The organism is Methylophilus sp., assembly GCF_052173275.1.
Classification (GTDB): domain Bacteria; phylum Pseudomonadota; class Gammaproteobacteria; order Burkholderiales; family Methylophilaceae; genus Methylophilus.
The window spans coordinates 690,463-716,214 of the sequence record NZ_JBQMUL010000002.1; the positions used below are offsets into that span (position 1 = coordinate 690,463).

The following is a 25,752-nucleotide window of genomic DNA, read 5'->3' on the forward strand; positions in this document are numbered from 1 at the left end:
TTCCCTCATGCAAATGTCCAGTATCATCAATGCCAGTGTCATCGCTTCCTGACATGTTAAAACCCAAATACAGTAAATCCAGTATCATAAACCCCAGTATCATAAACTAAAGTCACACCACATTACATCATGGCTAAAAACGTCCTCGGCACCCTGCTTATCCCTTGTAGCACACACCCTGTCACCGGCTTTATGCGCGATGGCTGTTGCGGATTTCACCCGGAGGATAGCGGCAGGCATACGATTTGTGCAGAAATGACCGATGAGTTTCTGGCGTTTTCCACCGCGCAGGGCAATGACTTGTCCACGCCTATGCCGGACTATGGTTTCCCCGGCCTGCATGCCGGCGACCGCTGGTGCGTGTGTGCACGGCGCTGGCTGGAAGCCAGTGAAGCGGGCTATGCGCCGCCAGTGGTGCTGGAATCTTGCGATGAAAGTTGTCTGGAAGTCGTCAGCCTGGCTGACTTGATGTACCACGCCTTGAGATAGCCTGGCAGAGAGAAAATGTGCTTTTGAGAAGGTGTATTAAGGGGTTACCTGAGCCATAATCCTGAACCAAAAAGTTCAGGTGGTAACAGCCTAAGGTACATTAGGTTCACACGCCAAGGGTGCCTTAAAAGACATCCCAACTTAGTGCGATCGCACAGCACCTGATGAGCCGAAACCTATAACAAAGACTAGTTCAAGGAATTTAGACTCAGGCAACGCCTTAATACACCTTCTTGAAAGCACACCGTATAAAAAATGATACGCCAATTACTTATATTGACGGTGAATATTTTATGAAGTTAAGCGGATTACAACAATTTATGTTGACTGGATAATACTTCATCCATTTGCTGTTGCATGGTCGTGATGCGTTTTTTCACATCGCCCACATCCACGCCATCACTGCGGGTATTCAATAATTCATGCGTGATATTCAGTGCTGCCATAATGGCAATGCGTTCTACACTGACCATCTTGCCCGCATCGCGGATTTCACGCATTTTACCATCAAGGTAGCCGACCGCCTGCACAATCACATCGCGCTCTTCGTCGGTACACGTCACGCTGAACGCGCGACCCATGATCTCAATATCGATTGGTTGTTTAGCCATTGTTTATTGGCCTTCCTGCGGCAGCGCAGACAATAATTTTTCCAACTGCACGCTGGCTTGCGTCATATTCAGCTTGAGCGATTGCGACTCCTGATGCAGTTTCGTCACCTCCTGACGCAACTGGCCATTGTCTTCACGCAAGTGATGACACAGCGCAATTAACTTCGCCACACGCTCTTCCAAACTTTTCAGATCAGCATCCATCGAGCCATTATCAATGAAAAAAATGATTGTGGTCAATAGCTAAGCGCAGTTTTTCAAAGTAAATTAACAATTTCATCTTGCCCACTCGATGAATGTTTACTCGCAAAAGCAGGCGCTTTCAACTAAAATGAGCGCCAGTTGTCAGGTGCTTCGCGCTGTGTTCATGCAGACGGAGTGAAACTGGGAAACAGGTGCGTGAATCCACATTCGCAATGCCTGTGCTGCCCCCGCAACGGTAAGCAAGTGCGGGTCTATCCATATGCCACTGAGTACACACTCGGGAAGGCGATAGATCAAAACTTGCAAGCCCGGAGACCGGCCTCACAACTCAAATAGTGTTGAAACACCGCGGGGTGACGGCGTTTAAGTCAGGAAATAGTCTTATTGATATTTCCAGCTTTATTACGTTCCTTTCCCGTAGTGACTCAACGTGATCATTACCGCATGCGGGGTCGCATGCCTACAGGAACATCATGTATAAAAGCATCCTAAAAACACTTATTGCCATTTATCCGGCTTTAGCATTCTCAGAAGATATCTTTCGCGATAGCGCTACACACCAAGCATCCCTTTCTCTGGATGAAGTCACCGTAACTGCAGCCAGAACGCCTATATCGACAAAAACAGCTACCGGCGACATCACCATCATTGAGCGCGATGAAATCGAGCGTCTTTCCGGTAGCGGACTGGTCGATCTGCTCAAGTTGCAACCGGGAATACAGATTCTCACCAATGGTGGCATGGGTAATACTAGCAGCGTCTACATGCGTGGCACCAATGCTGATCAACTGGTTGTCCTGGTTGACGGCATAAGAATCAACTCAGCCACGACGGGTACGACTGCCTTTGAAAATTTACCGCTATCCACTATCGATCGTATCGAGATTTTAAGAGGGCCCGCTTCTAGCTTATATGGTTCGGACGCTATTGGTGGCGTGATCCAAATTTTTACACGTCGCGGACTAACCGACAAAACAAGCTTTTACGGCAGTGTCGGCGCTGGCAGCTATGATACCTATACAGGAAATGTTGGACTCAGCAGTCAATACAAAGCGTTGCAGTTTGGTGCTCAAGTGAGCAGCTATGACACGCGCGGCATTTCTGCCAGAAAAAACCCGCCCTTGGCACGTGACAGAGATCGTGATGGCTATCGTAATCTGGGCGGCTCTGCATTCGCCACTCTCAATCTCGCTGAGGGGCATAGCTTGAATCTGAATTTCTTCGGATCCGATGGCCAAAACCATTATGACAACAACAATGGCTTTAACAACTATTCAACCATGCATCAGCAGGCCTACAGCGCCACGTTAAAAGATCAAATCACCGATTTCTGGAAAAGCACATTTAAATACGGCATTGGGCAGGACCGCTCTTTTAACTTTGAAAGACCAACCCGCCAGACCAGATTTCAAACGGATCAAACACAGATCACCTGGCAACACGACTTCACGTTACCCATTGGTGTACTCACATTTGCTTATGACAGGCTTGAGCAGGACGTTCTGACCTCTACGAATAGTATCCGTAATATCGACAAAAGCAGAAATAACGACAGCTTTACCCTAGGGTATGTCGGCCAGTATGAAGCGCACAGTACTCAGCTGTCTTTGCGAGAGGATCACAATACTCAGTATGGCAGCTTTGTGACTGGTGGCATCGGCTACGGCTACACGCTATCACCGCAATGGCAAGTGACGACACAATATGGCTCAGCATTTAAGGCACCAACCTTCAATCAGCTGTATTTCCCCAATTTTGGCGACCCCATGCTCAGCCCGGAAAAGTCAGACAACCTGGAAGCAAGCCTTCGCTATCAAGGAAATCGCATGCAGGCCAAACTCACCTTGTTTGACAACCATATCCGCAACCTCATCCAGAATGCAGGTCCGGTCACAGCCACTTGTGGCGCTACGTTTGCCGGATTCTGTCCAATTAATGCAGGCAAAGTAGAAATCCAGGGCATAACGGCTGAAGCGCTGTATGCGCTGAATGCAGACTGGCAACTGTCTGGCAACGCGACCATCCAATCTCCACGAGTGGATGAGACGAATAATTTATTAGCCAGACGAAGCCAACGTTATGGCAATCTCGTCCTGCAATATAAATCGGGCGACTGGGACTGGAGCACAGAAGTCTCTGCTTTCTCGCCGCGCTACGACAATGCAGCCAACACGACTACCCTTTCAGGCTATGCATTACTTAACTCAACTTTAGGTTACAAGTTGAGTCGAGACTGGAAACTGCAGGCACGTGCAAACAATATCCTGGATAAGGATTATGTACTGGCTAAAGTGAGCTCTACCGTCGATTACAACACGATGGGGGCGAATGTGTTTTTCAGTCTTAACTATGACATGCATTAGGCACTGAATAACCGGTGGATTTTGACCAAGCCTAATGGAATTGGGCTAAAATTCACCCCTGGCTAATTTAATAAATCTTGGGAGTCGCTGGCATGCCACGTAAAATTTCAACTCAATCTCTGGCAATCGCGTTGGCCATTGCACTGATGGTCATCATCACGCGCGGCCATCATTTCGCTTCAATCGATTTCCTGCCTAGCGCTTCATACGCGGCTTTCTTTATCGCGGGCTACTACCTGCGCTCCACCATCATGTTCGTTGCCTTGCTGGCTTTGTGTGCAGGGCTGGATCTAGCAGCAGTGACCTGGGGCGGCGTGAGCAATTTCTGCGTCACACCGGCTTATGGCTTTTTATTACCCGCATACGGCACCATGTGGCTGGCTGGCAAATGGACTGCCAGCAATACCAATTGGGAATTCAGCAGCCTGTTTAAACTGACTGGTGTAGTGGTGGTCGCTTCAGCAATCGCCGAATTATTCTCCAGCGGCGGCTTTTATTTCTTTGGTGGCCGTTACGAAAATCCGACCCTGATCGAGTTCGGTGCGCGCGTGGTGAAATACTATCCAAAACAGCTGGAAGCGATTGCGTTCTGGGTAGTGGTGGCGCTGATCGCACATGTGGCATTTGGCCTGGCCAAGCGCTCGGTTCACGAAAAAGCTTAATTCTAAAGCTTAATTCTTAGGCATCAATATGGAAACCAATGACCGCGACAGCCGCCACAAGGCGCGCATGATAAGAAAGAAAGCGGTCATTGATGAAAAAATCGAACAGGCCAAGCAGGAAAAAGGCCTGTTACTCATACTCACCGGCAATGGCAAAGGCAAAAGCTCTTCTGCTTTTGGCATGGTAGCCCGCTCACTCGGCCACGGCATGCGCGTTGGCGTTGCCCAGTTTATCAAAGGCAGGTCCGATACCGGCGAAGAAGCCTTTTTTCGCCAGCATCCCGCCGTCAGCTGGCATGTCCTCGGCGAAGGCTTTACCTGGAACACCCAGGATCGCCAGCGCGATACTGAAACCGCCATGCGCGGCTGGCAGATTGTCGCCGGCATGTTGCAAGACCCCGCCATTCATCTGGTCGTGCTGGATGAACTCACCTACACCTTCAAATATGGCTTTCTGGATGAGCAAATGGTGCTGGATGCCATTGCCAGGCGCCCGCCCATGCAGCACGTGGTCATCACCGGCCGCGGCGCTTCTGAAGCATTACGCAATGCAGCCGATACGGTGTCTGAACTGATGGATGTCAAACATGCCTGGCGCGCAGGCATCAAAGCCCAGGCTGGAATAGATCTGTGACCCAACAGACGGCAACCTGCCATGCGATACTGCTAGCAGCGCCTGCTTCCGGCCAGGGTAAAACCATGACCACAGCGGCACTGGCACGCGCTTACCGCAAGCGCGGCTTGCGCGTGCAGGCTTTCAAATGCGGGCCGGATTTTATCGATGGCATGATCCTCGAGGTCGCCACCGGCAAGCCGGTATACAACCTGGACCTGGGCATGTGTGGCGAAGCCGATGCTCGCCGTTTGCTCTATCAGGCAGCGCAGGAAAATGATGTGACCCTGCTGGAAGGCGTGATGGGGCTTTATGATGGCAAGCCTTCCTGCGCGGATATCGCCGAGCGTTTTGGTATCCCGGTAGCGCTGGTACTTAATGCCAAAGCCATGGCACAAACCTGCGCGGCAATCGCGTATGGTTTATATGCCTACCGCCCGACCTTGCTGCGCGCAGGCGTGATAGCCAACCAGGTTGGCAGCGAAGGCCACGCCAATATGATCAAAGAGGCCTTGCCTGCGGATATCCCCTGGCTAGGCGCGATGAAATTCGATACACAACTGAGCTTGCCGGAGCGTCACCTGGGCTTGCACTTGGCACAGGAAATCACCGATATAGACCAGCGCATTGAAGCAGCGGCCCAGTTACTGGGAGAAGAAATCCCCTTACCGCCAGCAGTGCAATTTGATGCCCCAGAAAAGCATGCTTGTGCGCCATTATTGCAAGGTAAAACCATCGCCGTCGCCAAAGATGCCGCTTTCTGTTTTATCTATCAGGCCAATCTGGATCTGTTGCGATCACTGGGCGCAAACATTACTTTTTTTTCGCCTTTACACGATGTGCAATTACCCCAAGCAGACGCTTGCTGGCTGCCGGGCGGTTACCCTGAACTGCATTTAGAAACACTGACACACAATACCAGCATGCGTGAAAGTTTGCAGACAGCCGCAGATTCCGGCATGCCTATCCTGGCCGAATGTGGTGGCATGCTGGCAGCGGGCGCAAGCCTGAACGAGAAAGCCGTATTCGGCTTATTGGCTGGCCATGGCACGATAGAAGCTAAACGACAGGGTCTGGGCACACAACACGCCACCTTCCCTTCCACCTCAGGCGAGGCCGCAGCCACCATAGGCGCGCATACCTTTCACTATGGCCGCTTTGAAACCAGCCTGCCTGTGATCGCGCACAGCAAAGGCAGATATGGCGCTGGTGAAGCGGTCTATCGCCAGCAGAACATCACTGCCAGCTTCCTGCATTTTTATTTCCCCTCCAACCCGGCACTGGCTGCGCAGTTCTTTTTGCCATGAGTTTTGCTTATTCTGACACCGATAAAGCGGCGATTTATAAAGTCATTGCCGAACGGCGCGATATGCGGCATTTTTTGCCTGCGCCTATCGCACCCGAGTTATTACAAAAGCTCTTGCAGGCCGCGCACCATGCGCCCAGTGTGGGCCTGATGCAGCCGTGGCGCTTTATCCGCATCTCCGATGCCGATGTGCGTAAACGCATACATGCGCTGGTCGATGAAGAGCGTAAAAAGACCGCGCAAGCGATTGGTGAATTTGAAAATACCGCGCGCATGGCCGAATTCATGCGCCTGAAAGTAGAAGGCATACTGGATTGTGGCGAATTACTGGTAGCGACTTTGTGCGACCAGCGAGAGAAATATATTTTTGGCCGTCGCACGCTGCCGGAAATGGACCTGGCTTCGGTCAGCTGTGCCATCCAGAACCTGTGGCTGGCCGCACGAGCCGAAGGCATAGGCCTGGGCTGGGTCAGCCTGTTTGATCCGCAAGCGCTGGCTAGCTTGCTGGGTATGCCAGGGGACGCCAAACCAGTGGCTATTTTATGCCTGGGTTATGTGAATACCTTTTATAAATCACCCATGCTGGTGGAAGAAGGCTGGGCGACAGAAAAACCGCTATCCGACATGCTGATGGAAAATAGCTGGCAAGCTAACGTGGAAACGAGGCCATGAAACATTGGCCGCAACGTATCGTCTGCCTGACCACAGAAACGGTAGAAGTGCTGTATCTGCTAGGCGAACAGGACCGCATCGTCGGCATCTCCGGCTTTACCACGCGCCCGGCCGTTGCCAGGAAAGAAAAGCCCAAGATCAGTGGCTTTACCAGCGCCAATATAGAGAAGATACTGGCATTACAGCCAGACCTGGTGTTGTGTTTTTCCAACTTGCAGGCAGATATTGCCGCGGCGTTGATCAAGGCCGGTTGCCAGGTACATGTATTTAACCAGCGCAGCCTGGACGACACTTTGCAAATGATACTGACCGTGGGCGACCTGGTCGGTGCCAGCGATAAAGCACAAACCCTGGTCACGCAGTATCAGGCACGGCTGGAGGCTGCGCGACAGCAAGCTTCTGCCTGGCCGCGCAAACCCGTGGTCTATTTCGAAGAATGGGATGAACCCATGCTGTGCAGCATACGCTGGGCAGCGGAGCTGATCGCAGCGGCTGGCGGGCAGGATTGCTTTCCGGAATTGAGCCAGTTTCAAAGTGCCAAAGACCGGCAAGTGACAGCTGCGCAAGTGCTGGCAGCACAACCTGATATTGTGATCGGCTCCTGGTGTGGCAAGAAATTCCAGCCGGAAAAAGTGAAGGCTAGGCCAGGCTGGCAAGCGATGCCAGCCGTTCAGCACGGCCATCTGTATGAAATTAAATCCGTGGATATTTTGCAGCCGGGGCCGGCCCTGTTTACTGAGGGATTACCGCAATTGCAAACCATTATCCAACACTGGCAACAGCAAACCGGGAGTGCTTTATGACGACACATTTGATTTTGGGTGGTGCACGTAGCGGCAAAAGTGCCTTTGCAGAACGACTGGCCTCGTCACTCGAGCTACCCGTGACTTATATTGCCACCGCGCAAGTGTATGACGACGAATTTGCCAACCGTGTGGCGCAGCACAAATCGCGCCGCCCGCCCTACTGGCAATTGGTTGAAGCGCCTTTTAACCTCGGCCAGACGTTGCTGGACAACGATGCGTCTGACACCTGCCTGATTGTAGATTGTCTGACCTTATGGCTGGCACAATGCATTTGCCCCGATTGCGACAAACCGGAACGGCTGGACTGGCAGGCGGAAAAACTGGCTTTGCTGGCCGCTTTGCCCAAGTTACAGGCACACGTATTTTTAGTCAGCAATGAAGTCGGCATGGGCATCGTGCCGCTAGGCGAGATCAACCGCCAGTTTCAGGATGAACAAGGCCGCTTGAATCAGCACGTGGCAGCGGTTGCCGACAAAGTCAGCTTTATTGCTGCTGGCCTGCCATTAACCCTTAAATAAATCTTTCATTCAATCTTAGGACTCACAATGAAGCAGTTTCCACTCATCGCCAGCGTGCTGGTCACACTCGCAGCCTCGTTGACTGCGCAGGCGCACGTGCCCTTTTTAAAACCTAACCAGTTCAATGTCACGCATCACCGCCTGACCATTGAATCTGCGTTTACCGAGTTCCCCTTCCAGGCAGACTTTGCCATGGATTCGCCCAACTTCACCATCACGACGCCTAATGGGGTCACGACTGCGATCAAACCCATCGCAAAGACCAAGGCTGCGGTATACCTGGAGCCTACGCTCACTGAAGAAGGCACTTACCGTATCAGCACCGGCCAACGCGTGGGGCCTATCTATAAAGCAGTTGAAACGGCTGATAAAAAACTCTATTTCGCAGCCGATATGAAGCGCGTGACCGGCAAGCCGACCACCATGAACTACTACAGCTATGCTGATACTTATATTTTCAAAGGCCAGCAAAAATATGTGGCCAAGCCATTTAACAAAGGCCTGGAAATCGTTCCGGTGACTTCACCAAATGACCTGGTACTGGGTGGTGAGGGTGCATTCCGCGTGCTGGAGAATGGCAAGCCGGTGCCGAATGCGCGCATCATCGTCGTCACCGATAACGAGCATTTTATCAAGCACCGGGTGGAAGACCTTTACGATCTCGACAATGTGAGAGAGTCTAATATTCATGCCAACCAGCAAGGTGAGTTTACTTTTAACCCGAAAAAAGCCGGGCTGAATTTTTTGTTTGTAACTGTGCATCACCAGCTGAATGAAAACCTGTGGGAAAGTCAGAACGCGTCACTGACACTCGAAGTGAATCTGCCAGCAGAGATTCAGAAAAAACCCTGATTTTCGCGATTTTTACTCTCATTTCACAGGAAAACACAACATCATGCCGACAACGACATTTCAACTCAAAGGTGAATTCATCGCACTTTGTGACCTGCTAAAACTGGAAGGCGTGGCCGATAGCGGCGGCCAGGGAAAGTCTATGGTGGCTGAAGGGCTGATCTCGGTAGATGGTCAGATCGAACGCAGGAAAACCGCCAAGATCCGTGCCGGACAAGTGGTACAGGCGTTTGAACAGACCATTAATGTCGTCGCCGGTTAACCGGATGTAAAGCCTGCAGGCAAATAAGGTTTAAGCGCGGACCAGTTGAGGTGCTTGCGCAAACTATCCGCTAATTGCTCCAGGCTTTGTTCACGCAGTTGCGTATAGTCATACGCGACCTGATCCGACAACCCTGCCCATTGCAACCAGGCAGCACAGGCTTGCGGATGATCAAACAGGCCATGAATATAGCTGCCAGCAACCTGACCATCGGCGGACAATGCGCCTTCTGGTAGATCGTTAATCAGGTGCGCCGGGGTTTCCAATGCAGGTCCGGCGCTCACCCCCATATGGATCTCATAGCCTTGTAACTCGGAATCAGCAAACGCCAGCCTGCCAGATACCTGTTTCAGCTGCTTGTGCGGTTCCAGCGTGGTTTCCATCGCCAGCCAGCCCAGGCCTGCACTACTGCCTGCTTCACCTTCAATCGCCAGCGGATCATGCAGTTGCTGGCCCAACATCTGGAAGCCACCGCAAATACCCAGCAACTTGCCGCCATACCGTAAATGCCGCGCAATTTCAGGCTCCCAGCCGTTGGCCCGCAAAGCCGCCAGATCGTCGCGTACATTTTTGCTGCCTGGAAGAATAATTAAATCGGCAGCTGGCACCGGTTCATTCAGGCGCACGAATTTCACCTCTACCTGCGGGTGCAAGCGCAGCGCATCGAAGTCGGTATGGTTGGCGATATGCGGTAACACGGGCACTACAACGGTCAGCTGTGCCCCGGCTTTTTTCACACTGGTTTTGGCAACGGCATCTTCGGCTTCGAGATGCAGATCATGCATATAGGGCAATACGCCGACTACTGGCTTACCGGTGCGTTGCTCCAGCCAATCCAGTCCCGGCTGTAGCAAGGCGATATCCCCGCGAAACTTGTTGATCACGAAGCCAACCACCCTCGCCTGCTCGCTCTCGGAAAGCAATGCCAGGGTGCCCACCAGGTGCGCAAACACGCCGCCTTTATCGATATCGGCCACCAGGATGACCGGGCAATCGACCGCTTCGGCAAAACCCATATTGGCGATATCGTTGGCACGCAGGTTGATTTCAGCCGGGCTGCCAGCACCTTCGACCACCACGCAATCATATTGCTGCTGCAAGCGCTGGTAGGATTGCAGCACCGCTTGCATGGCGATTTTTTTATACTCGTGGTAAGTGCTCGCTTCCTGATTACCCTGCACCTGGCCGTGGATAATCACCTGGCAACCCGTATCAGAATTAGGTTTTAACAGCACCGGGTTCATATCGGTATGCGGCTGCAAACCACACGCCATGGCCTGCACTGCCTGTGCACGGCCGATCTCGCCGCCATCGGCCGTGACGGCGGCATTCAGTGCCATGTTTTGCGGCTTGAAAGGGACGACAGCGACCCCGCTGCGGTACAATACACGGCACAATCCGGCCACCAGCGTACTTTTACCGGCATCCGATGTGGTGCCCTGAACCATTAATGTTTTTACTGCCTGTTTATCCATCTGCCGATTATCTCATACTCGCCCTGGTTGCCTGCGGCGCGGTTGCGCTTGATCGCTGGCTGGGCGAACCCAGGCGTTGGCACCCGCTGGTGGGATTCGGGGGTATCGCCAACTTTCTCAACCAGCAGTTAAATCCCGCAACCTCCCAACCCAAACCTTCACAACGCCTGACTGGTCTGTTGGCGTGGACCCTGGCTGTATTGCCACTGTCCTATCTTGCATGGATGCTATCGCAAATACAGACTGGCTGGCTGGTTCACGGCTATCTTCTGTATTTTGCTCTGGGCCACAAAAGTTTGCGACAACACGCGCTGGCTGTGTACGCAGCTCTGAAAAATAACGATGTTCCGCAGGCACAACTCGCCGCTTCCTACATGGTCAGCCGTGACAAGGAAGCGATAGATCCCGTGCCTGCCACGCTGGAATCGGTACTTGAAAACGGCAACGATGGCGTATTTGCAGCATTGTTCTGGTTTTTGATTGCAGGCGGGCCCGGCGCACTGTTATACCGCCTGGCAAATACGCTGGACGCCATGTGGGGCTATAAAACCAGTCAGTATTATTATTTTGGCTGGGCCGCCGCGCGGCTGGATGATCTGTTGAACTACATGCCTGCGCGTTTAACTGCATTGACCTATGCACTGCTGGGCAGTACAAAAAAAGCATTGCATGCCTGGCGCACACAAGCGAAACACTGGGATAGCCCGAATGCCGGGCCAGTGATGTCGGCAGGCGCAGGCGCTCTGGATGTCGCCCTGGGCGGACGCGCGCGTTATCATGCTATCTGGCATGAGCGCCCGCCGCTGGGCACAAATATAACGCCAACCATGCAAGATATCCCGCGTGCATTGCGATTGGTCAGCATCGGGTTGTACGCCTGGCTGGCGATCGCAGTGGTGATTGGGGTCTACCTCTATGCTTGAGCACGGCGGCAACCTGCAACAGGCAGCGACGCAATACGGTATCCCGCTGGCAGACTGGCTGGACTTATCGACCGGTATTAATCCTCAAAACTACCCGATTCCGCCATTGCCGCCTGCGCTGTTCCAACGCTTGCCGACTATCAATGATGGTTTGCATGCAGCTGCGCAAAACTATTACGGCGCGCCACATCTTCTGGCATGTGCCGGCTCGCAAGCGGCTTTGCAAGTGCTGCCGGCTTTGCGTAAAGCTTGCCGGGTAGCCATGCCGCGCACCATGTATCAGGAACACGCCCATGCCTGGCAACGCGCCGGCCATACAATGCATTTTTTTGATCAGCAGCCCGATGCGGACACCCTGCACAACACAGACGTCCTGCTGCTATGTAACCCTAACAACCCGACCGGGCAGTTATATCCAGTGGCGACCTTGTTAAGCTGGCATGCACAACTCGCGGCGCGCGGAGGCTGGCTGGTGGTGGATGAAGCCTTTATGGATACGACGCCACAGCGCAGCCTTGCCAGCCATACCGGGCAGCCAGGATTGTGGGTGCTGCGGTCGCTGGGTAAGTTTTTCGGGTTGGCCGGGCTCAGGGTAGGCTTTTTGCTGGGCGAGCAAACAGCCCTGGCAGCTGTAGAATCATTACTGGGGCCATGGACAATCACCGGGCCCAGCCGCCATATCGCCCAACTGGCGCTGGAAGATACAGGTTGGCAACAACCGATGCGTGAACACTTATCCGCGCAATCCAGGCAGTTGTTGCAGTTGCTTAGTCGATACGGATTAAACCCCACTGGCGGCACTGATTTATTTCAATATGTGGAACATCCGGCCAGTCGTCAGCTACAGAATGCCCTGGCCAAACAAGGCGTGTGGACACGTTATTTTGAATCACCTCTGGCTTTGCGCTTTGGCTTGCCGCCACTCACGGAATGGGCGCGCCTGGAACAGGCGCTGATTAAAGCAACCGCCGACCTTAACGGTTAACAAATTCAATCCTGGGTACCACACCTGAAAAATCCAGGCGGGTCAGGCTGGCATAATCCACATGAAAGCGGAACAGGCCTTTCAGTTGCATATTGAGCACATGCGCGATCATCGCCCGTATCATGCCGCCGTGGGTCACCACCAACACGTGCTGGTTAGCGTGGTGCGCTAAACACTCATCGATAAATGCGATGCCGCGTTGTTGCAAGGCAGCGAATGTTTCGCCATTTGGCGGCGCCAGATCGGCATAATTTTGCGCCCAGACATCAAATAGTTCACGTGGAATATCATTCCAGGCCTGCATTTCCCAGTCGCCAAAATGCAGCTCTTTCAAACGCTCGTCATGTGCGACCTGGTGATCAAGGCCGAGTGCGTGCGCCAGCTTGCTACAACGTTGCAGCGGGCTGGCATATAGCGCGTCAAACTGTTCGCCGGCTATTTTGGCCTGTAATCCAGCCAGTTCATGATGGAAACTGGCTGCCACGTCAATATCGGTTTGCCCGTAACACACGCCTTCAGCCACTTGCAGGCTGGTATGGCGGATCAATGTGAGTTTCATACAATCCGGCTCCACGCCAGCAAGCCCAGGTAAAAAGCCAGTTCTGTGAACTGTTGCATGGCGCCCAGCGTGTCGCCGGTATAGCCTTGCAGATTGCGTAACAGCAAGTTGCGCCACCACCACCAGACTAGTAGCACAGGCAATTCAGTGATCAGTAAAAACTGTAAGGCAGCAAAGCCGGAATGATTCAGCCACAATAATCCGGCAAAACCTATCCAGCTCCATAAACCAAAGGCACTGGCGCACCAGAGGTCGTTACGCGTCAGCGTGGTGGCGAGTGGTTTGGATTTACCGGCAGACCTGACATAGGGCATGGTTGCCATGATGTATACCGCCGCTAGGCGGCTCAGGGCATGCGCGGCGATCAGGCCAAATGGCAACACTGCCGCCGGTAATGCCGTCAGTGTCTGGAACTTGAATAGCAAGATACCGATCAGCGCGATAGCACCATAACTGCCCAGGCGAGAATCCTGCATGATCTCCAGTTTGCGTGCTTTATTTAACCCGCCACCCAGCCCATCGGCGCTGTCAGCCAGGCCGTCTTCGTGGAAAGCGCCGGTCAGGTATATGGTGGCCAACATGCTAAATAACACCGAGATGGCAGGCGGAAACAGCAATGACGCCAGCCACCACACCACGGCCGCAATCAGCCCGATCAACAAGCCTACCAGCGGGAAATAGCGCGCAGCATGATTGAGTTCAGATTCCTGGAAATCTGGCAGCGTAGGCACCGGCAGGCGGGTAAAAAAGCCCACTGCAAGCAGGAAATAGCGCCATTGCTGATTCAGGCTCACTGGCTTTTCTCGCTGACGCCAGCACTTTCAAAGCTAGCCATTTCGTTGAGGAAAGCCACCGCCGATTGCAGCAATGGATATGCCAGCACCGCACCTGTGCCTTCGCCCAGGCGCAATGACAAATGCAGCAGTGGCTGCACTTTTAAATGCTCCAGCATCTTGCTGTGCCCGTTTTCATCGGAGCAATGTGCGAACACGCAATAATCCAGCACTTGTGGATATAACTTTGCCGCAACCAATAGTGCCGAGGTAGCAATAAAGCCATCGATCAGTAAAGTCGCTCTTGATTCAGCGCCTGCCAGCAAGGCGCCCACCATCATGGCAACTTCGAATCCGCCAAATACGGCCAGTACTTGCAGCGGATTTTTGCGATCGACATGATGCGTTTGCAGGGCGGTGGTGAGCACGGCTAATTTATGGTCCAGCCCTTTATCGCTGAGCCCTGTGCCACGGCCTACACATTGATGCAAAGGCAAGCCACATAACACGCTCATCAGGCAACTGGCGCTTGAGGTATTGCCTATGCCCATCTCACCCAGTGCCAGCACATTACAGCCCTGTGCGATCGCATCGCGTGCAATTTCGGCGCCGCGCGCGATAGCTTGTGTACACTTTTCGGCCGTCATCGCCGGCTGGTGCAGGAAACTCAGCGTACCCATACCCAGTTTGGCATCCATCAGCATAGGGTGCGGTTCGAAGATGGCATTGACGCCACTATCAACGACATGCAGGTGGAAACCATGCTGCCGCGCAAACACATTAATCGCCGCGCCGCCATTCAGAAAATTCAGCACCATTTGCGCCGTGACCGCCTGCGGATAAGGGCTGACGCCTTCAGCAACGATGCCATGGTCACCGGCAAATACCAGCATGGTCTGCTGCTGCAGGGCTGGCTGCTCGGTGTTCTGGATCAGGCCCAGTTGCAACGCCAGTGCTTCCAGCCTGCCCAAAGCGCCCAGCGGTTTGGTTTTCTGGTTGATGCGCTGCATAAGCGCACTTTGCAAGGCGTCGTTTTTAGTGGATTCGATCTGGAATGTTTGCATAGCGGTATTCTACCCGAGTAAATATCAGCGTGTCAGAAAGGCAAACTGGTAAACCGTGTAAAAACGCTGTAAAAAAGCCCCGCATTCGCGGGGCCAAGGGAGGGGGATTTAAAGCTTATTCAATCAGCTGATTTTAACCGGCACATAAATCTTGTTGTCACCGCGCATCACCAGCAGCGCCACGTTTTTGGTGTTGGGAGATAACTTGTCATGCAACTGCGTGACGCTGGTGACCTGGTCACCGTTCACCGCCAGAATCACATCCCCGGGCTGGATACCGGCATTCGCAGCCGGGCCCTTGCCGACCTCTTCCACCAGCAGGCCCTGTTTGATCTGGGTCTGTGCCAGTTCACGTGAGGTGAGCGGGCGCACACTCACACCCAGCTTGGCCTGCTTGTTGTCAGGCGCGATCACGGGTGCGATCTTCGCGCTTTGCATCTCATCGACACGCACACTCAGGGTCTTCAATGACTTTTTACGCCATACTTCCATCTTGACGCTGCTGCCTGGCGCCAGATTGGCAACCATGGGCGGCAAGTCACTGGAGCGATCTATGACCTGGTTGTTGAATTTCAGGATCACGTCCCCTGGCTCCAGGCCGGCTTTATCGGCCGGGCCATTTTTCTCGACATTGCTGACCAGCGCACCGCTATTGGTTTTGAGGCCAAAGGAGCTCGCCAGATCCTGGTTAATGGATTGCACGCCAACGCCCAGGCGACCACGGCTGACTTTGCCTTTATCCAATAACTGTTGCTCTATGCCCATGGCGACATCAATAGGGATCGCAAATGACAAGCCCTGATAGCCACCACTGCGGCTATAAATCTGTGAGTTGATACCGACCACCTCACCATTCAAATTAAACAACGGGCCGCCGGAGTTGCCTGGATTGATCGCAACATCGGTCTGCAAGAACGGCACATAGCCTTCATCCGGCAAGGCGCGGGATTTGGCCGAGATAATGCCAGCCGTCACTGTGTTATCAAAGCCGAACGGAGAGCCGATAGCCACGACCCAGTCACCGACATTGCTGTTTTTAGTGCTGCCGATTTTCACAGTCGGCAAGTCTTTGCCATCAATCTTAAGCACGGCGACGTCGGTCAGTTTATCGACACCGATCACCTTGGCTTTGAACTCACGCTTATCTGTCAGCCGGACGATCACTTCATCGGCCTTGTCGACCACATGCGCATTGGTCAGGATCACGCCATCCGGCTTCACAATAAAGCCTGAACCCATGCCGCTCATCGGGGTTTCAGTCTGTGGCTGGTTAGGCTGGAAACGGCGGAAAAACTCATACATGGGGTCATTCGGGTCCATGCCCGGGATACCGCTGGTTTTTACGGTGCCAGTGACACTGATATTGACCACTGCCGCACCCTGGCTGGCAGCAATACTGGCAAAATTAGGCAGGGTGATATAGGCACTGGGGCCTGCGATGGTTTGCGCAGCTACCGGCGTGGTCGCCTGTGCGTCATTGACCAAGGTGTTGCCTTTTACCCAGTAGCCAGCGCCAAACAAGGCGGCTACCGCCAGCGGCACACTAACCCAGTGGGCAAGTTTCGATTGCATGAATGCCTGCATAACTTCTTCCTTTCTAAGGTATTTAGTGCTTAGTGAGTGCTTGTATGGGAACCCATAAAAAACACTTCTGGCCTTATGAGCAAAAAAGTCGCTGCGAAGTTTCCCTGAGTTTGTATCTTGATGTATCAACGCAATATAAACAATGGCGCGCGCAAGCGCTGCCTCGCGGCTAAGGCTGCGTGCGTGATACACTGCGAACTTTCATTGTGCACTCGCAGTTTGTATTTGCTTATGCCTGCTATTCCCGCGTTTTTGAAACCCTACTGGCCACGCCCGGTGACTGGCTCCCTGCGTGACCATTCCCGCGCTGCATTTGGTGCTGGTCTCGGCATTTTAGCTACCGGCCTGGTGGCTCATGCGGCTATCCCTGGTGACTGGCTCAGCACAATCTTCCTCATTGCGCCCATGGGCGCTTCGGCCGTCATCCTGTTCTGCCTGCCTTCCAGCCCGCTGGCGCAGCCATGGGCAATTTTGGCTGGCAACACGGTCGCAGCCCTTTGTGGCGTGTTCTTTGCTCACTTGCTGCCAGGCCAGCTGGCTTATGCCGCGGCCCTGGCCATGCTGTCCGCCATCACCCTGATGTTCGCCTTGCGCTGCCTGCATCCGCCCAGTGGTGCAGTGGCGCTGACGGCAGTGCTGGGTGGTGAAACCATTTACCATCTGGGTTATACATTTATCTGGTGGCCGGTGCTGGCAAACAGCGTGTTGCTGGTGTTATCCGCCTGGCTCTACCATACCCTGACCGGTTACCGTTACCCGGCAGTGCAGATCGACAGCAAGCCCACCTCCCCCGAGCACATGAATTACCAATTCGGCTTCCGGCAGGAAGACTTGCAGGCGGCGCTAGGCCAGTTCCATGAAGTGCTGGATATCAGCCCGGACAGCTTGCAGGCGTTGCTGCAACAAACCGAGCTGATCGCCTATCACCGCAAACTGGAAGAGATCGAATGCAGACATGTCATGCGGCCGGTGACTGACACCTTGCAATTTGGCGATACGCTGGAAGATGCCTGGCAAACCCTGCTGCAGCAATCGGAACCGGCCATCCCGGTGGTGAACAAAGCCAGCCTGGTGATAGGTTTACTGAGCGTGGCTGATTTTATGCGCCACGCCAAACCGGAAAAATTCAACCAGGTGGCCCCGGCGCTTAAAAAACTGATCCGCTGGTCAACCACCACCCACAGTAACAAACCGGAAGTGGTAGGCCAGATCATGGCGACACCAGTGATCACCATCCTGCAGGATATGCATTTGATGCATACCATCCCGCTGATGACCAGCCATCATCTGCAACTGGTGCCTGTGGTGGACCAGCACAATAAGCTGGTCGGTATCCTGACCCAGACCGATATCATCCGCGCGTTATATCGCTGACCTTTTGCATCAGTGTTTATTCAGCCTTTCCAGTTGTTGGTAAGGCACGATCACCTCGCGAGAGGCCAGTACGATCTCGCGTAAAAAGCATAACAAAGCCAGTATCAGGGATGCCATAGAGATAATAAAAGAGATCATCACCAGGTGCGGCAAGCGCAAGCCGGTTTCGACAGAAAGAAACATGCTGGCGATCGAGACACAAATACACAGCGCAGCAAAAGTCGCCAGCCCAATGGCCCGGCGCAACCAGTTTGTGCGACGCACAATAATCTTCAATTCATCCATAAAACGTTCCCGTTTTTCGTCCGGCGCATCGGTCAAAAACCGCGCCCGGTCTATCGAACGGCCCAGGCGGCCAATCAGCACGCCGAGAATGGAACCTATCCCGGTGAGCAAAAACACCGGCGCAACCGCATCGCGGATGGCGCCTGAAACGTTGTGAATCTCAAATGCACTGCCTATCATAAATACCCTGCATCCTCTCTCATTGGTGACTGCTTACTTCTGCTGCAAGCAGTTCTTGTGCCCAAGTAAAAGCATTCAATCTCGCCCGATTTATTCATTTTTACTTCAATCGTTTTTGCACCAATACAGGGAATCATCGCCCCATCTATGTGCAACACCGCTGGATAAATCATCATTTAGAGTGCAATCCAGCCGTCACTCACTTCGATTTGCGGGAAAAACGCACGTTTGCAGGCCTCAAAACACAAGGAAACCGCCTTTTTTACCCTTTAATCAACGAATTGCAGCACGGGTTCAGGACTCGTTCTTGCTGTACAAGGGTTGGATATCCGATGTTTTTTGAAAGTGTTTCATGCTCAAGCAACCCCTTACCGATGAACTTAGCAATCATTTCAGACAAGTGAATGACTTTCGTTCCCGCATCTATCAACTGCAAAATTCCTGGGATAGTCTGGCGCTCATGGCCCAACTATCGGGCACCGGTTCCGAAATGGAGCATACGCGCGGTGCGTTCAATACCATTTCCAATGATGTGTTACAGCACCTTTCGCAGGAGACTTTGCGCAAAACTGCGGCGCAATTATCTTCCAAGGCATTGGCAACCATTAACCTGTTGGTGCGCAACCTGTTTGAACGCACCGCCGATATCGGCTTTTTCGCCACCGATGACGATGTGCGCGATTACCTTGCGCAATATATGCAAGGCACCATGACGGACGAACAGCACGAGGACCTCTGTGCGCGTTTTGAGGAGTACCAGAAAAAATACACGGTATACGAGAACATCGTGTTATTTGATAGCCAGGGTCAGCTACTGCATCAGCTGGACCCCAGCCAGACCATGCTGGACCATTTCCACCCTATTGTGGCGCTGGCACAGCAATCTTCAGCGCCTTATATAGAGCGGTTTTATGAAACCGAACTCAATGGCCGCACCTATAAATCGCTGGTCTATGCGCATGAAGTGCGTAGCGAGGATGGCCGCAAGCCCTTAGGCGTTTTGTGCCTGTGCTTTAAGTTTGTGAATGAACTGGATACCATCTTTCACAACCTGATTGCGGAAAATGACTGGACCGTGGGCGTGTTGCTGGATGAACAGCGCAATGTGATCGCCTCCAGCGATGCCTACCAGATCCCGCTGGGCGCCAGACTGTGTACCGCGCCAGACCAGGATTGGTTTATCTGCCGTTTTGCCGGGCGGGAATATTTATGTGTGACCAAACATTCTGAAGGATATCAGGGCTACCTCGGGCCGGGCTGGTTGGGCCAGGCCATGATCCCGCTGCAATACGCGTTTCATCACACCATGCATGCCATGGTGGCCCAGATTAATGGCGAGACCCTGCGCAAAGTGATGCGTAGCCCGATGATCTTCTCGGATACCCTATTGAGCATTCCCAAGCAGGCGGCCAGCATCCAGAGCAAGTTGAACCAGTCGGTGTGGAACGGCAATATCTGGCAAAGCAATTATGTGGATACCCAGCAAAAAAACTTCTCCAAAACGCTGCTGTGCGAGATCAGCAATACCGGCCACAAAACACAGCAGATCATTGAGCAGATGGTGTCTGAGCTTTACCAGACCGTGGTATCAGTGATGCTGGAAAACTCCAGTTTTTGCGCACAAATGGCAGTGGATATCCTGGACCGCAATCTGTACGAACGTGCCAATGACGTCCGCTGGTGGGCGCTTACTCACAGTTTCAGGGAATTGCTGGGCCAAAGCCAGGTGAGCAAAGAGGATAAGCGCAAGATCAGCGAAGTGTTACGCTACATCAACGGCCTGTATACCGTGTATGACAACCTGATCGTGTTTGACCGCCAGGGCGAAGTGATGGCGGTATCTAACCACCGCTACGATCACCTGGTCGGCACCCAGTTACAGGATGACTGGGTGGGTCGCACGCGCAGTTGCCTGTCGACCCAGGATTATGTGGTGTCGCCGTTTGAAAAAACGCCGTTGTACGGCGACCAGTGCACTTATATTTACGCCGCACCGATCCGTAATCTGGAGAGCACCGGTATCGTTGGCGGCATTGCCATTGTGTTTGATAGCACGCCGCAGTTTCAGGCCATGTTGCAGGATGTGGTGCCGCGCGATGGCGATGACGACCCGGTGGCCGGCAGCTTTACCGTGTTTGTGAATGACCAGCTCAGCGTGATTTCCAGTACCCACCAGGAAATCGCCATTGGTGAAAGTTTTGAACTGATCCCGGCCATCAGCAAGTTGAAAGAAAGCGAGCAACTGTTTGATATCGCCGTTTACCACAATACCTATTACGCCGTGGGCGCGCATGCCTCTTACGGTTATCGCGAATATAAAGGCGCACAAGACAGCTACCGCAATAAAGTGGTGGCGTTGATATTTACCCCGCTGGGCAAAGTGGATGAGATCAACCAGCGCATCCGCGCCGAGGCGCAGGTCATCCACAATAAATTCAACCCCAACCTGTTTTTGCAATATGGCAAGGATACCCAGGAATACGCGACTTTCTACGTCGCGGATACCTGGATGGGCATAGAGACGCAATATGTGCGGGAAGCGATCGATGAAATACAGTTACGCACGCTGCCAGAGCCGGCGCCGTTTATCGCAGGCATGCATGCCTACCAGAATGAGGTGATCCCGATCATTGACCTGGCGCGCATGCTGGGCCACGCGCATTACTCCACTGATTATCGGCAGATCATAGTGATTGAGGATAAAAACACCTCGCTTAAATTTGGCGTATTCGTTTCGGCACTGGGTGAGATCCCTTACCTGACGCCCGGCCAGATCCAGCCGATGACTTCCCTGTTCAGAGGCGTCAGCCATAACCCAGGCATCGCCATTGCCAACATTGCGCAGCACAGCATGCTGACACTGGTCACGGCACAAAGCATGTGGAACAAGGCACTGACCGTGCGAACACTCAGGCAGGAAGAACAGGTACTTGTCTGATGAACAGCCAAACCATACTCGGCATCATGCAAAACGACATCATGGACTCCTTACTCACCGCGCAACAGCAACGCCTGATGGATACCCTGCTGGACAACCTGGATGGCATGATCTATCGCTGTCTGTATGACGACAGCTGGACCATGATCTATGTCAGCAAAGGCTGCGAGATGCTGACCGGCTATACCCCGCAGGCGCTGCTGCTGAATAAAGAAATATCCTACGAAAACATCACCCACGCCGATGACCGCGACAGGGTGCGCGCCACCATTGCCGAAGCACTGGAGAAGCGTGAGCGCTTTCAGCTGGAATATCGCATCGTGCGGGCCAATGGCGATATCTTCTGGGTGGCAGAACGTGGCAGCGGCGTGTTCGACGATGATGGTCAACCAGTCGCGCTGGAAGGCATTATCCAGGACGTCAGCGACCATAAAAAAATTGAACAAGCGCTGTTCAGCACCGAGCAAAAATATCGCTCCATGTTTGATAATTCCACTCTGGGCATGTTCCAGACCACGGAATCCGGCACCTACCTGAATGCCAACCCGGCCTTGGCCGATCTATACGGTTATGCCTCTGCCGCCGACCTCATCAGCGACCTCAACAACATCAGCACCCAGCTGTATGTCGCCGAAAGCCGTCGCGGCGAATTCACTCAGGCCATCAGCACTTATGGCCGGGTGCAGAACTTTGAATCAGAGGTCTACCAACATAATGGCAAAACCATCTGGATATCCGAAAATGCGCATGCGGTATATGACACGCAAGGCCATATCCTCTATTACGAAGGCACGGTAGAAGACATCACTGACCGCCGCAATCATGAGCAGCAGATCCACCAGTTGGCCGTCACCGACAAACTGACCGGCTTGCTCAACCGCCATGCCTTTAGTGGCAAGCTGGCCAGCCTGATTGCCGAAGCCGACAAAATGCAGCGCAAAATTGCGATCGCATTCATTGACCTCGACCATTTCAAGCTCATCAACGACACGCTGGGCCATAGAGCAGGCGACAAAATGCTGGAAAATGTCGCACAACGCCTGATCCAGAGCACCCGCCCTACCGATGCGATTGTAAGGTTTGGCGGCGATGAATTCGTCATGCTTTACCCCGGCTTGCGCGCGGGCGAAGACGCAGAACCACTACTGGCACGCGTGATGGAAGCCATCTCCCTACCGATAGAAATTGGCGACTATGTCTTTAACATGACCTGTAGCGTGGGTGTGAGTATTTACCCCGACCATGCCATAGAGATAGACGCCCTGCTCAGTTGCGCAGACTCGGCGCTTTACAGCGCCAAAAATGCCGGCAAAAACAAAGTACAAATGTTTAGCGGCACGCTGGCGCAACAACTGGGCGAGCGCAATGAAATCGAATACGGCCTCGGCCATGCCTTGCAGCGGCAAGAGCTGATGTTGTATTACCAGCCACAAATCAATATGCAACATGGCAACATCAACGCACTGGAAGCGCTGATCCGCTGGCAGCACCCGGAAAAAGGATTAATCCCGCCGGACGAATTTATCCCGGTGGCAGAAGAGACCGGGCATATTTTTGCCATCGGCGAATGGGTGCTGCAAACCGCCTGCCAGAAAATAAAATCCATGCAGACTGAATGGGGTTACCTCGTCCCTATCGCAGTCAATGTATCGCCCATCCAGTTTTTACGCGGCAACCTGGTAGAAACCGTACAAAGAGTATTGCGCCAGGAAAGAGTGCCACCACATTTGCTGACACTGGAAGTCACCGAGAATGCCAGATTCAAAGACGAAGCCATGTTCACGCGCACGCTGGAACAGCTCAAACGGCTGGGCGTGTGCATCGCCATTGATGATTTCGGTATCGGCTACTCCAATATGGCCTACCTTAAAAACTACCCAATTGATGAACTGAAAATCGACAAAGCGTTTGTGCAAGACCTGGAACAAAGCGTGACCAATGGCAATATTTTGCTGGCACTGATCAACCTGGGCAAAAGCCTGCATAAATCGGTGACCGCAGAAGGCATAGAAACGGAATACCAGCACCGGTTCCTGCTACATAGCGGATGTGACGTCGGGCAAGGCTATTATTACAGCCGACCGTTGTCGGAAGAAGCATTGGCGGAGTTTATGCGGGAGCAACAGCCGAAGTTTGATCATATGCAGAGAGTGGCCAGGTGAGACTGGCCATTATTGCGTGGTTGCTGCTGTAGCATGATGTATGCACAGCTTGCTTAGCGACAGCATGACGATGCGCTTACGTGCGAAGCAGATGTTCTCTGCCGTAATCGGTTATGCCGGCGAAAGGTTTTCAGAGCATGCTGCCCTGCCACATTACGAACTCGTATGCTCGATTTCCGGCAATGCTTCATGCTTGATAGCCGCTTCAAACGCCGTCAAGCGTTTATACACCGACAACAACTCAACAATCGTCGTCCATGAATTCACCAGGTACTGGAACGAGTTGCTGACTTGCGAAAACGCCGTCAGGATCTGCTGCAAAATACCGAACGTGATTTTTCCTGCCGCGATGGTAGGCACCAGAATCAGGTATGCAAAAATATTATCTGCCTGCAAATATAAACTGCGCGCCACGTTGAAATATAAATAATGGAAATACAAGCGGAAGTAATTCTTGCGTACATCCAGGAATAGCGATTTCAATGTCTCTGGCTGTGCCCGTTCCGCATTATCCTCGCCATAGACTAGTTCCTTCCGGTAAGCAGCCTCTACGCGTTGGTTCCTGAATTCCAGATTCGGTAATTTAATCCCCACTGCCGCCAGCAACAGGGTGCCGAACACTGACCAGGCGATGGCCGCTGTAAACAGCGGTGCTGGCACGGCGCCAAACACCGGCAGTTCGCTGACATAAGCAGACAGGCTCCACAACACTGGCAAGAAAGCTACCAGCGTCATGATGGCTTCCACCATAGACACGCCCAGGCCTTCCATAATGGTGGCAAAGCGCATGGTGTCTTCCTGCACCCGTTGCGAGGCACCTTCAATGCGACGTACTTGCGGCCATTGGCTGGTGTAAAAATCGTTCATCGCGGTAGGCCAGCGGAAAATATAATGGCTGACAAAGAAACGCGTGATGACATAGATAAAAATGGCGACGAAGGCAATTTCGGCAAACTGCAGCATGAGCGTATACAACTCAGCCGTGGTCACTTTGGAATTAGGAGACAGCGCTGCCTGCACGCCATCGAAGAAAGGCCGTCGCCAGTTATTGATTGCAACCGACACCTGCACCGAGTAGTAAGTCGAAAACAGGATAAACGCCGAGCCGACTATCGACCACCATTGCCAGCGGCTGGGTTTCAGCGTAAACCAGAGCGCAGCGAAGATAGCGACGCTGAGCGCGTAATACACATAAAATAATTTGAAGGAATCAGTGACGAAGTGACCAAGCCCGATCACGGGCTCTTTTTCACTCATATCTAAGCCAAATGCAGTGCCTATGACTGTAGAAAACTCGAACCACACACCGCAACTGATCACAGACCATAAAATGACAGAAGGCCAGAACCAGCGGGAGTCAGGAAAAAAGGACTTGAACATAGATTTTTCTTTAGAATGTTTTTTGCCAGTGTATTGCCTCCATCAAAGACCTGCAAGAAAAAAGCCTCACAAGGAGGCTTTGGAGGATCAATGATGTTCAGTTTGGCTAGTAATTTGTATCGTTAATGACCGACTAGCTTTTATAACCGCGGAAGCAGCAGTCGACAGGCGCAGACTTGCTGTGAATAAACTGGGTATGCGGTGTCCTCGACTTATGTTGCGTGTTGTGCATGCGTTTCTTGGCTACAGCGTGCTCAACTACGGGTTCCTGACTGGCTTCTTTACTGGCAGACACTTGCATCACCGGGCCGGGTTGACGGCTTTGTTTATCAACCACCTTTTGCGGTTTTTCCTGCAACTCTGCAGGGGCATGCTGCTCGAATGTCATCATAATCACTGCCAATACGTTGGCAAAAATCATTTTCGGAACCATATAGGATTTTGCATTGTGCATCGTGAACCACTCAACTTGATTATTTAATTTGAAATGGTAGAGGTGCCAGCGTGTAGGAATAAGAAGGATATCGCCTATTTGCCTGTCAGAATTTCCTTACGCAGAGGGGAAAATGCTTAGCGCCTTGTATCGCTCACCCGGACATCAGTATCTGTGTCATGCTGAAAACATTTTGTTACTTTCCTGGTCATACCTTCACTTTACCGGCAGCACTTGCACTTTAACGGGCAGCACTTGCACTTTAACGGGCAGCACTTA

General features: G+C 52.8%; 25 protein-coding genes and 1 riboswitch. Of the genes, 15 read left to right on the plus strand and 10 right to left on the minus strand.

The window, feature by feature from the left end; all coding sequences use genetic code 11:
• The first annotated feature begins 129 nt into the window (after nt 1–129).
• The gene (locus tag ACTS9Y_RS04890; RefSeq protein ID WP_442584857.1) at nt 130–489 is read left to right on the plus strand and encodes a DUF2237 family protein; all 360 of its coding nucleotides are present in this window, start codon (nt 130–132) and stop codon (nt 487–489) included.
• A 308-nt stretch (nt 490–797) separates the two neighbouring features.
• On the opposite strand, the gene ACTS9Y_RS04895 is transcribed toward ACTS9Y_RS04890, so the two are convergent.
• Complete coding sequence (locus tag ACTS9Y_RS04895) at nt 798–1,100, minus strand: cell division protein ZapA (RefSeq protein WP_379032706.1); 303 nt, start codon at nt 1,098–1,100, stop codon at nt 798–800.
• A 3-nt stretch (nt 1,101–1,103) separates the two neighbouring features.
• Nucleotides 1,104–1,271: a hypothetical protein gene (locus tag ACTS9Y_RS04900; protein WP_442584858.1), complete on the minus strand. Its 168-nt coding sequence runs from the start codon at nt 1,269–1,271 to the stop codon at nt 1,104–1,106.
• A gap of 159 nt (nt 1,272–1,430) precedes the next feature.
• A riboswitch (cobalamin riboswitch) is annotated at nt 1,431–1,642 on the plus strand.
• A 135-nt stretch (nt 1,643–1,777) separates the two neighbouring features.
• On the opposite strand from ACTS9Y_RS04900, the gene ACTS9Y_RS04905 reads away from it, so the two are divergent.
• The 9 genes from ACTS9Y_RS04905 (at nt 1,778) to ACTS9Y_RS04945 (ending at nt 9,358) form a co-directional block, all read left to right on the plus strand.
• Nucleotides 1,778–3,667, plus strand: a complete 1,890-nt coding sequence (locus tag ACTS9Y_RS04905; protein ID WP_442584859.1) for a TonB-dependent receptor domain-containing protein — start codon at nt 1,778–1,780, stop codon at nt 3,665–3,667.
• A gap of 92 nt (nt 3,668–3,759) precedes the next feature.
• Entirely contained in the window at nt 3,760–4,329 is a 570-nt protein-coding gene (locus ACTS9Y_RS04910) for a hypothetical protein (RefSeq protein WP_442584860.1), read from the plus strand.
• A 28-nt stretch (nt 4,330–4,357) separates the two neighbouring features.
• A complete protein-coding gene (cobO, locus tag ACTS9Y_RS04915; protein WP_442584861.1) occupies nt 4,358–4,963 on the plus strand; it encodes a cob(I)yrinic acid a,c-diamide adenosyltransferase in 606 nt (201 codons plus the stop codon).
• Nucleotides 4,960–6,249: a cobyrinate a,c-diamide synthase gene (locus tag ACTS9Y_RS04920; protein WP_442584862.1), complete on the plus strand. Its 1,290-nt coding sequence runs from the start codon at nt 4,960–4,962 to the stop codon at nt 6,247–6,249. The genes cobO and ACTS9Y_RS04920 overlap by 4 nt, the downstream gene beginning before the upstream one ends.
• Nucleotides 6,246–6,920, plus strand: a complete 675-nt coding sequence (gene bluB, locus ACTS9Y_RS04925) for a 5,6-dimethylbenzimidazole synthase (protein WP_442584863.1) — start codon at nt 6,246–6,248, stop codon at nt 6,918–6,920. Before ACTS9Y_RS04920 ends, bluB begins: the two co-directional genes overlap by 4 nt.
• Nucleotides 6,917–7,723: a cobalamin-binding protein gene (locus ACTS9Y_RS04930; protein ID WP_442584864.1), complete on the plus strand. Its 807-nt coding sequence runs from the start codon at nt 6,917–6,919 to the stop codon at nt 7,721–7,723. Before bluB ends, ACTS9Y_RS04930 begins: the two co-directional genes overlap by 4 nt.
• Nucleotides 7,720–8,244, plus strand: a complete 525-nt coding sequence (gene cobU / locus ACTS9Y_RS04935) for a bifunctional adenosylcobinamide kinase/adenosylcobinamide-phosphate guanylyltransferase (protein WP_442584865.1) — start codon at nt 7,720–7,722, stop codon at nt 8,242–8,244. Before ACTS9Y_RS04930 ends, cobU begins: the two co-directional genes overlap by 4 nt.
• Before the next feature lie 27 nt (nt 8,245–8,271).
• Entirely contained in the window at nt 8,272–9,096 is an 825-nt protein-coding gene (locus tag ACTS9Y_RS04940) for a DUF4198 domain-containing protein (protein WP_442584866.1), read from the plus strand.
• A 43-nt stretch (nt 9,097–9,139) separates the two neighbouring features.
• Nucleotides 9,140–9,358, plus strand: a complete 219-nt coding sequence (locus ACTS9Y_RS04945) for an RNA-binding S4 domain-containing protein (protein ID WP_442584867.1) — start codon at nt 9,140–9,142, stop codon at nt 9,356–9,358.
• Here ACTS9Y_RS04945 and ACTS9Y_RS04950 read toward each other — a convergent pair.
• Nucleotides 9,355–10,806, minus strand: coding sequence for a cobyric acid synthase (locus ACTS9Y_RS04950; protein ID WP_442586900.1), 1,452 nt, complete (start codon nt 10,804–10,806; stop codon nt 9,355–9,357). The genes ACTS9Y_RS04945 and ACTS9Y_RS04950 overlap by 4 nt on opposite strands.
• Before the next feature lie 2 nt (nt 10,807–10,808).
• On the opposite strand from ACTS9Y_RS04950, the gene cbiB reads away from it, so the two are divergent.
• Both cbiB and cobD read left to right on the plus strand, forming a co-directional pair.
• Nucleotides 10,809–11,756, plus strand: coding sequence for an adenosylcobinamide-phosphate synthase CbiB (gene cbiB / locus ACTS9Y_RS04955; protein WP_442584868.1), 948 nt, complete (start codon nt 10,809–10,811; stop codon nt 11,754–11,756).
• Complete coding sequence (gene cobD, locus ACTS9Y_RS04960) at nt 11,749–12,741, plus strand: threonine-phosphate decarboxylase CobD (RefSeq protein WP_442584869.1); 993 nt, start codon at nt 11,749–11,751, stop codon at nt 12,739–12,741. Before cbiB ends, cobD begins: the two co-directional genes overlap by 8 nt.
• Here cobD and cobC read toward each other — a convergent pair.
• The 4 genes from cobC to ACTS9Y_RS04980 form a co-directional block, all read right to left on the minus strand.
• On the minus strand, nt 12,731–13,300 hold the full coding sequence (gene cobC / locus ACTS9Y_RS04965; RefSeq protein ID WP_442584870.1) for an alpha-ribazole phosphatase: 570 nt from the start codon (nt 13,298–13,300) through the stop codon (nt 12,731–12,733). The genes cobD and cobC overlap by 11 nt on opposite strands.
• Complete coding sequence (locus ACTS9Y_RS04970) at nt 13,297–14,088, minus strand: adenosylcobinamide-GDP ribazoletransferase (RefSeq protein WP_442586901.1); 792 nt, start codon at nt 14,086–14,088, stop codon at nt 13,297–13,299. The genes cobC and ACTS9Y_RS04970 overlap by 4 nt, the downstream gene beginning before the upstream one ends.
• A gap of 2 nt (nt 14,089–14,090) precedes the next feature.
• Nucleotides 14,091–15,137 carry a nicotinate-nucleotide--dimethylbenzimidazole phosphoribosyltransferase gene (gene cobT / locus ACTS9Y_RS04975; protein ID WP_442584871.1) on the minus strand — a complete coding sequence of 349 codons (1,047 nt, stop codon included), beginning with the start codon at nt 15,135–15,137 and terminating at the stop codon, nt 14,091–14,093.
• Between the two features lie 123 nt (nt 15,138–15,260).
• Entirely contained in the window at nt 15,261–16,721 is a 1,461-nt protein-coding gene (locus ACTS9Y_RS04980) for a DegQ family serine endoprotease (protein WP_442584872.1), read from the minus strand.
• 231 nt (nt 16,722–16,952) lie between these two features.
• Here ACTS9Y_RS04980 and ACTS9Y_RS04985 point away from each other — a divergent pair, with 231 nt between their 5' ends.
• Nucleotides 16,953–18,095 (plus strand): HPP family protein, encoded by a 1,143-nt coding sequence (locus ACTS9Y_RS04985; RefSeq protein WP_442584873.1) that lies wholly within the window; start codon nt 16,953–16,955, stop codon nt 18,093–18,095.
• A gap of 9 nt (nt 18,096–18,104) precedes the next feature.
• Here ACTS9Y_RS04985 and ACTS9Y_RS04990 read toward each other — a convergent pair whose 3' ends face one another.
• A complete protein-coding gene (locus ACTS9Y_RS04990; RefSeq protein ID WP_442584874.1) occupies nt 18,105–18,560 on the minus strand; it encodes a DUF2721 domain-containing protein in 456 nt (151 codons plus the stop codon).
• Between the two features lie 460 nt (nt 18,561–19,020).
• Here ACTS9Y_RS04990 and ACTS9Y_RS04995 point away from each other — a divergent pair, with 460 nt between their 5' ends.
• Both ACTS9Y_RS04995 and ACTS9Y_RS05000 read left to right on the plus strand, forming a co-directional pair.
• Entirely contained in the window at nt 19,021–21,498 is a 2,478-nt protein-coding gene (locus tag ACTS9Y_RS04995; protein WP_442584875.1) for a chemotaxis protein CheW, read from the plus strand.
• Nucleotides 21,498–23,660, plus strand: coding sequence for a sensor domain-containing protein (locus ACTS9Y_RS05000; RefSeq protein ID WP_442584876.1), 2,163 nt, complete (start codon nt 21,498–21,500; stop codon nt 23,658–23,660). Before ACTS9Y_RS04995 ends, ACTS9Y_RS05000 begins: the two co-directional genes overlap by 1 nt.
• Nucleotides 23,661–23,813: 153 nt before the next feature.
• On the opposite strand, the gene sbmA is transcribed toward ACTS9Y_RS05000, so the two are convergent.
• Nucleotides 23,814–25,040, minus strand: a complete 1,227-nt coding sequence (gene sbmA, locus ACTS9Y_RS05005; RefSeq protein WP_442584877.1) for a peptide antibiotic transporter SbmA — start codon at nt 25,038–25,040, stop codon at nt 23,814–23,816.
• A gap of 133 nt (nt 25,041–25,173) precedes the next feature.
• Complete coding sequence (locus tag ACTS9Y_RS05010) at nt 25,174–25,473, minus strand: hypothetical protein (protein ID WP_442584878.1); 300 nt, start codon at nt 25,471–25,473, stop codon at nt 25,174–25,176.
• Nucleotides 25,474–25,752: the final 279 nt, after the last annotated feature.

Excerpts from the sequence above, each read along its gene's own strand:
- ACTS9Y_RS04930 (WP_442584864.1), top strand. The coding sequence starts at position 6,917 with ATGAAACATTGGCCGCAACGTATCGTCTGCCTGACCACAGAAACGGTA.
- ACTS9Y_RS04990 (WP_442584874.1), bottom strand. The coding sequence starts at position 18,560 with ATGATAGGCAGTGCATTTGAGATTCACAACGTTTCAGGCGCCATCCGC.
- ACTS9Y_RS04905 (WP_442584859.1), top strand. The coding sequence starts at position 1,778 with ATGTATAAAAGCATCCTAAAAACACTTATTGCCATTTATCCGGCTTTA.
- cbiB (WP_442584868.1), top strand. The coding sequence starts at position 10,809 with ATGTTTTTACTGCCTGTTTATCCATCTGCCGATTATCTCATACTCGCC.
- cobT (WP_442584871.1), bottom strand. The coding sequence starts at position 15,137 with ATGCAAACATTCCAGATCGAATCCACTAAAAACGACGCCTTGCAAAGT.
- ACTS9Y_RS04950 (WP_442586900.1), bottom strand. The coding sequence starts at position 10,806 with ATGGTTCAGGGCACCACATCGGATGCCGGTAAAAGTACGCTGGTGGCC.
- ACTS9Y_RS04910 (WP_442584860.1), top strand. The coding sequence starts at position 3,760 with ATGCCACGTAAAATTTCAACTCAATCTCTGGCAATCGCGTTGGCCATT.
- cobC (WP_442584870.1), bottom strand. The coding sequence starts at position 13,300 with ATGAAACTCACATTGATCCGCCATACCAGCCTGCAAGTGGCTGAAGGC.
- ACTS9Y_RS04995 (WP_442584875.1), top strand. The coding sequence starts at position 19,021 with ATGGCCCAACTATCGGGCACCGGTTCCGAAATGGAGCATACGCGCGGT.
- ACTS9Y_RS04890 (WP_442584857.1), top strand. The coding sequence starts at position 130 with ATGGCTAAAAACGTCCTCGGCACCCTGCTTATCCCTTGTAGCACACAC.
- cobU (WP_442584865.1), top strand. The coding sequence starts at position 7,720 with ATGACGACACATTTGATTTTGGGTGGTGCACGTAGCGGCAAAAGTGCC.
- ACTS9Y_RS04895 (WP_379032706.1), bottom strand. The coding sequence starts at position 1,100 with ATGGCTAAACAACCAATCGATATTGAGATCATGGGTCGCGCGTTCAGC.
- ACTS9Y_RS04980 (WP_442584872.1), bottom strand. The coding sequence starts at position 16,721 with ATGCAGGCATTCATGCAATCGAAACTTGCCCACTGGGTTAGTGTGCCG.
- sbmA (WP_442584877.1), bottom strand. The coding sequence starts at position 25,040 with ATGTTCAAGTCCTTTTTTCCTGACTCCCGCTGGTTCTGGCCTTCTGTC.
- ACTS9Y_RS05000 (WP_442584876.1), top strand. The coding sequence starts at position 21,498 with ATGAACAGCCAAACCATACTCGGCATCATGCAAAACGACATCATGGAC.
- ACTS9Y_RS05010 (WP_442584878.1), bottom strand. The coding sequence starts at position 25,473 with ATGGTTCCGAAAATGATTTTTGCCAACGTATTGGCAGTGATTATGATG.
- bluB (WP_442584863.1), top strand. The coding sequence starts at position 6,246 with ATGAGTTTTGCTTATTCTGACACCGATAAAGCGGCGATTTATAAAGTC.
- ACTS9Y_RS04985 (WP_442584873.1), top strand. The coding sequence starts at position 16,953 with ATGCCTGCTATTCCCGCGTTTTTGAAACCCTACTGGCCACGCCCGGTG.
- cobO (WP_442584861.1), top strand. The coding sequence starts at position 4,358 with ATGGAAACCAATGACCGCGACAGCCGCCACAAGGCGCGCATGATAAGA.
- cobD (WP_442584869.1), top strand. The coding sequence starts at position 11,749 with ATGCTTGAGCACGGCGGCAACCTGCAACAGGCAGCGACGCAATACGGT.
- ACTS9Y_RS04940 (WP_442584866.1), top strand. The coding sequence starts at position 8,272 with ATGAAGCAGTTTCCACTCATCGCCAGCGTGCTGGTCACACTCGCAGCC.
- ACTS9Y_RS04945 (WP_442584867.1), top strand. The coding sequence starts at position 9,140 with ATGCCGACAACGACATTTCAACTCAAAGGTGAATTCATCGCACTTTGT.